The following is a 3798-nucleotide window of genomic DNA, read 5'->3' as shown; positions in this document are numbered from 1 at the left end:
GCAAGCAATTGACGATTTCGCGCAGATCGTGCTGGCGTTGGGGCGCGGCCGCCTTCATCAAGGTTAAATAAGGGACCGCGAACGTCCATTCGTCGTCTGAAACATCGCTGGGGTAAGGTTTTCGAGTAAGCATCCCTGCAGTACCTTGCCCACAGCAAAAAGTTCATAACACGCTCTGGAGTGTCAGACAGGAAACTGACACATTATTCGACAATAAGCACGCAAATCAGGAAAGCCGCGGGCTGTAACGTTTCTTTCACAATCTTATCCACGGACTTTTCCACCCGAACTGTGGATAAACGGATGCATTCCGAGGCTCTTGCCTTCCTCACTTTTTTATGTCAAATGGTTGTGCGAAGTCTGGGCGAATGGACGTGAGAATAACTGGGGTAGGCTGATTCCAGCACGGTCGATGCGTCTTCGTAGATTCGGTCCTGGTTACCCGCCTCGTGATACCGACGGAGTAGTGTGAGCAGATCGATGGCGTCCTTGGGATCTTCTCGGCCACGGTCAACCCAAGCAAAGAGTTTGAGGATGGCAATCCCAGCGACGGAAGCTACCGATACGATAAGTCTAGGTTCAACTTCAACTGGCACCGCGGATACCAAGGCATCTCGGTAGCCGGCGACATTCATTAGGATACTCATGTCCGGCGGCCAAGCGATGGTATTTTTTTCGACTTCGAGCCCACCAAACGGGATTAAATCCACGACGAATTTACGCCTACAGCCTTCTGGTTGGTAAAGCAGCCGCTGCATTACCCGTTCCATTTCTTGAAAACCGGAGCCGGTGACAAGATACCTCTTGATTGCCTTAAACTGGTCCCAGTTTTCAACCGCAAAAGCAAAATCGATATCGCGGGTAGCACGTTCAGCCTGCAGCCCGAATACGTGCTCAAGCAAGATGATTCTGGCGGTTGCTCCTACCAGGAAGGCTTCCAGACCCAGAGCAACTGATGCATTCTGAATTTCTCTCAGGACCGCGAGGGTAATGGGGTCGATCGGGCGCTCAGCCCTGGGTGCCAGAACCATTGATGCTCTGCTCATAAATCATGCGCGCCGTTTCAAGATTCCGCGGATCGAGGGTGGCGAGAAGGTCCGCATAGACGAGGATCGGTGGCACGGTTTCGGACAGGGTGCCATCGGCTGGAAAATTCCAGAAGGCATCCAATACCTCGATTTCACCTTTGGGATCGGCACGCAGCTTGTTTTCGACCACTAGCTTCGTGAGATTTTGACGAACGTTTTCGGGTCGGAAATATAGAGTGAAGGTGTTGGGCCTCAAATAGCCGGTCAGCTTGTCGGCCGCGACTTCGCCGCCCCATTGGGCTTTGTACCGGGTGACATCGACTTGCCGCCACCAGTCCGGAGTCGAAGCCTGAAACCGTCTTGGGTTTAACTTCGGACGGAGCTTGATGGGGTAGTTGGTCACCCATTCGTCAATCAATCGCTTGCGCTCCAGAATGCGTCGCTCGCCCATTCCCTTGCCGATTATGGCGTAACCCCTGTTATTCAGATCTAAAAAAACCTCTCCCACCGCCCCCAGCGCAACGCCGGCCGCTCGATTGATCTCGCGATAAGGTGCATTGACCAACTCGGGACGGCATAGCAGGACGAATATCACTCTAAGGGCAGTTGCAGTACCTGCACGAGGTGGTTCCGCAGTCGTGATATCCATCCCCTCCTTGGCTCGAGGGCGCAGTCCTTTCACGAAGATAAACAGGCCTAGGTCATGAAGATAGGCGTTGCCGTTGGCATCGATGAACTGCACGTCCAGTTCACGGCATTTGTCGGCCATTTCAGCGGTGATCCGCGGGGCCACGAGTAAGCCGGGCTGCTGAAATGAATCGAATCGGTTCCTGACTTGGCCGATCGCGGTAAAGCGATCGATTCGTTTGATTTCAGCCCTATAACGATGGGGCTGACCGGCTACGTCGATTTCCACGGCTGCATCGACTCTGACTCCCTGTTCCAATAAGGGCTCCGCGGCGATAATTTTCCCGGTCAAGCCAGTGGTTTCCTGCAGTGCGGCTAAGGCACGCTCCAGGAGGGCTTGCTCTTGGTGATGCAGGGATTCTTCTCGATAGCGAAGCGGCATGTTCATATTTCATCATTTGTTCACGTAACGTGAACATTATAAGACAGCGAACACAAGATCAAGCGAAATGTTCACGTAATGATCATGTTCACGATGCATGAACATGATCATTACGTGAACGTCGCGGGCAATCAGAAGACGGAGTATCTATGAACTGAAAATCGCGTCGGCGCCCGCCTCGATAGAGCCAAGCATGAGTTCAGATAGATTTCCGATAGCCACGGAAGAGCCCTATATGGCCAGAAATAGAGGCTGCTCTCATTGTCTGAAATTCGGCCATTTGCGGCCATTCAGTCTGTCCAATACCTGTCGGTCACGAACGACTGCTTTCCTCAACGTCGAGCGAGCAGCACGTGCCCGAATGAGCCACTCGGCCAGGGACTCCGAACAGTAGCAAACCGAGACAAAGCGGATGTTTGGTTGTGACAGGAAACCGTCCAAAGCTAGCGCAATGATGACGCGCTGCACGAGGGGGTGTCACTTTCGCCGTTCAGTCTTTTTCACGGGCCGGCCTCCGCTCGACCGACGCGCCTCAACCTTACATTGCTCACGCCCAGCAGGCTTTCCCTTTCTATGGTGGACAAATAGGGCGTGGCGGGGGCGGCTTACTGGATCTAGCGAGAAGATTGGACGGCGCCTACAGTCCGGGCAGCCAGTTGTGCGCCTCACTCTGGCAATGCGGCACTAGGCATAGTGACCCAGTGATTGTGGAGGCGTCTTCACCACCGCTTTAACCAGGGCTGGATGGCTTGTAGCTTTCGGGCCACCACCCCGTAATCGACGGGCATGGTTCTGAGCTGGTCGAGCTTCGGCACGTCGGGCGGGGTTTCCACGCCAGGGTGCAGTGGAATTTGGGCGCAGTCGGCGAAAGCCAGCTTGCGCTCGGTGTCCGGAGACAGGAGGTAATCGACGAGCTTGCGGGCGGCCTCCGGGTGCTGCGCGCCCCGGATCGGCACGACGGCGTTGGGCAGGATCAGGCAACCCGGTTCGCCCTCGCCCTGGTCCGGGCAGATCATCTCGACGGGTTTGCCCTGGCGCATGCGGTTGACCGCGTCATCGCTGTCCACCAAACTGAACTCGAATTCCCCGGCGGCCACCAGGTCCGCGCTTTCGCCATTGCTGGTGGAAATCTTGGTGCCGTTCCTTTTTAGGGCGTCCATAAACCCTTTGGTCCGCTCATCGCCCCACAGCGTGAACAGGGCCGCCACATGGGTGGCGGTCGTGCCGAACAAGGGATTGGCAATAACGCCTTTGCCCGCCCACTTGGGATCGGTATAGGCGGCGAGGCTTTGCGGCTTGAGGCGGGCCTTGTGGTGGACGATAAACACCCGCGCCCTTGCGGAAAAGCCGGTCCAGTACCCTTCGGGGTCCTTGAAGACCTTAGGGATGCCTTCGCCATTGGGGGACCGGTAAGGCGCCGAAACACCCCGCTGCTTCAGGACTTCCGCCCGGATCGGTTCGTTCGCCCAATAGACGTCCGCCTGCGGGTTGTTCTTCTCGGCGAGCAGCCGGTTCATGACGCCGGTACCCTTGGTTTCCTCGGTGTCGTACACCGCTTTGACGCGGATGCCGGTATCCCGCTCGAAATCCCTGAGGATCGGTTCCGAGAACACTTGATCCTCGCTGGCATAAACCACGACCGTGGCTTCCGCGCCCACGGCAGTCCGGACGAGCGCCAGGCTCAGCAGCAGCGATAGCCAT

At 56.3% G+C, this 3798-nt stretch carries 3 protein-coding genes and 1 pseudogene; all 4 read right to left on the bottom strand.

All coding sequences use genetic code 11. The features are described from left to right. Positions 1-133: pseudogene (locus ABJK70_RS21630) on the bottom strand (IS5/IS1182 family transposase); the annotation flags it as partial. A gap of 208 nt (positions 134-341) precedes the next feature. After that, positions 342-1031 (bottom strand): nucleotidyl transferase AbiEii/AbiGii toxin family protein, encoded by a 690-nt coding sequence (locus ABJK70_RS21625; protein WP_347259092.1) that lies wholly within the window; start codon positions 1029-1031, stop codon positions 342-344. Next, positions 1009-2097, bottom strand: a complete 1089-nt coding sequence (locus ABJK70_RS21620) for a type IV toxin-antitoxin system AbiEi family antitoxin (RefSeq protein WP_347259091.1) — start codon at positions 2095-2097, stop codon at positions 1009-1011. The genes ABJK70_RS21625 and ABJK70_RS21620 overlap by 23 nt, the downstream gene beginning before the upstream one ends. Before the next feature lie 719 nt (positions 2098-2816). Further along, positions 2817-3798, bottom strand: a 982-nt coding sequence (locus tag ABJK70_RS21615) for an extracellular solute-binding protein (protein ID WP_347259090.1), incomplete at its 5' end; no start/stop codon positions are given.

Source organism: Methylocaldum sp., assembly GCF_039794385.1.
Lineage (GTDB): Bacteria > Pseudomonadota > Gammaproteobacteria > Methylococcales > Methylococcaceae > Methylocaldum.
The sequence above is the reverse complement of the archived record's forward strand: the minus strand, read 5'-3'. Positions and strand labels throughout refer to the sequence as shown.

Coding starts and splice junctions, on each gene's coding strand:
- ABJK70_RS21625 (WP_347259092.1), bottom strand. CDS start 1,031: ATGGTTCTGGCACCCAGGGCTGAGCGCCCGATCGACCCCATTACCCTC.
- ABJK70_RS21620 (WP_347259091.1), bottom strand. CDS start 2,097: ATGCCGCTTCGCTATCGAGAAGAATCCCTGCATCACCAAGAGCAAGCC.